Source organism: Streptomyces sp. NPDC058632 (assembly GCF_042717095.1).
Classification (GTDB): Bacteria; Actinomycetota; Actinomycetes; order Streptomycetales; family Streptomycetaceae; genus Streptomyces.
The window spans coordinates 1-1,549 of the sequence record NZ_JBHXQZ010000209.1; the positions used below are offsets into that span (position 1 = coordinate 1).

Below are 1,549 nucleotides of genomic sequence, written 5' to 3' on the forward strand. Positions count from 1 at the left end.
GACGGTGTGCTCAGCGGCATGGCACGCGAGAGCGCCGGCGACGACGCCCTGCTCGTCGCACTGCTGCGCAAGGACCGCGACGAGGAGACGGCGGCGCTGACCGCGCTGGCCCGGCTGCACGCCGCCGGGGTCCGGGTGGACTGGGCCGCCTACTTCGCCGGCACCGGTGCACGGGCCGTCGACCTGCCGACCTACGCCTTCCAACGGCAGCGCTACTGGCCTGCCGGTGCGCTGACCCGGGCCGGAGACGTGCGGTTCGCCGGGCTCGGAGCGGCCGAACACCCGCTGCTGGGCGCAGCCGTCGAACTGGCCGGCGCAGAGGGTTCGGACGGGGTGGTGTTCACGGGCCGGCTGTCGGTGCAGTCCCACCCGTGGCTGGCCGACCACGCGGTGCAGGGCTCGGTGCTGGTGCCGGGCACGGCACTGCTGGAGCTGGCGATCCGCGCGGCCGACGAGGTCGGTTGCGACACGGTCGAGGAACTGACCCTCTCCGCACCGCTGGTGCTGCCCGCCCACGGTGGCACCCGTATCCAGGTGCGGATCGGCACGCCTGACGCCGACGGCCGGTGCACTCTGGGCATACACGCACGGGGTGAGGACGACGTCCAGGCCCCGTGGACCGCCCACGCCATCGGAATTCTGGCGCCCACGGCCTCCCCGAACGGCGTACGGCCCGGCTTCGACGCGTCCGTGTGGCCCCCGAAGGACGCCCGTTCGGTCGATGTGACGGGCTGCTACCAGCGGCTGGCCGAAGCCGGCTTCGCCTACGGACCCGCATTCCGCGGCCTGCGGGCCGCATGGCGGCGGGGCGACGACCTGTTCGCCGAGGTCGCCCTCGACGAGGCAACGGACGGCAGCGCCTTCGGCCTTCACCCGGCCCTGTTCGACGCCGCCCTGCACGCCTTCGCGCTCGACGACGACGGCCGCGGCGGAGTGCCGTTCTCCTGGGCCGGAGTGTCGCTGCACGCCTCCGGCGCCTCGGCTCTGCGGGTCCGGCTGACCCGTGACGCCGACGGCACCATGGCCCTGGACCTGGCCGACCCGGCCGGCGCTCCCGTAGCCTCGGTGGAATCCTTGGTCGTCCGGCCCTTGGCGGCCGGACAGCTCAGCGCCGCGACTCATGACTCCCTCTACCAGGTGGACTGGGTGCAGGCGCGGGGTACGAGGGCCGCGGGAGCATCCTCGGAACCGGCGACGGTCACCGGGACGGCCGATCTCGAGGCTCTGGTAGCGGGCGAGGTCCCGGAAACGGTGCTGGCCACGGTGCCCGGTACCGCCGACGCTGTCGTCGGGTCCGTACACGATGCGGCCGTATGGGCTCTGGAGCTGGTGCGGTCGTGGCTCGCGAACGAGCGGTGCTCGGAGTCGCGTCTGGTGTTCGTGACGCGCGGTGTCACGGAGGGCGGCGACCTGGCCGGTGCCGCTGTCTGGGGTCTGGTGCGGTCGGCTGTCTCGGAGCATCCGGGGCGGTTCGGTCTGCTGGACGTCGAGCCGGACGCCGGGCTGTCTGCTGAGCTGCTGGGTGCGGCACTGGCGGTGGACGAGGCCG

General features: G+C 73.6%; 1 protein-coding gene. It reads left to right on the top strand.

Going from position 1 to position 1,549, the window contains the following annotated elements; translation table 11 throughout:
* Positions 1 to 18 precede the first annotated feature (18 nt).
* On the top strand, positions 19 to 1,549 hold a 1,531-nt coding region (locus ACFWVE_RS35010; protein ID WP_384023302.1), incomplete at its 3' end, for a polyketide synthase dehydratase domain-containing protein.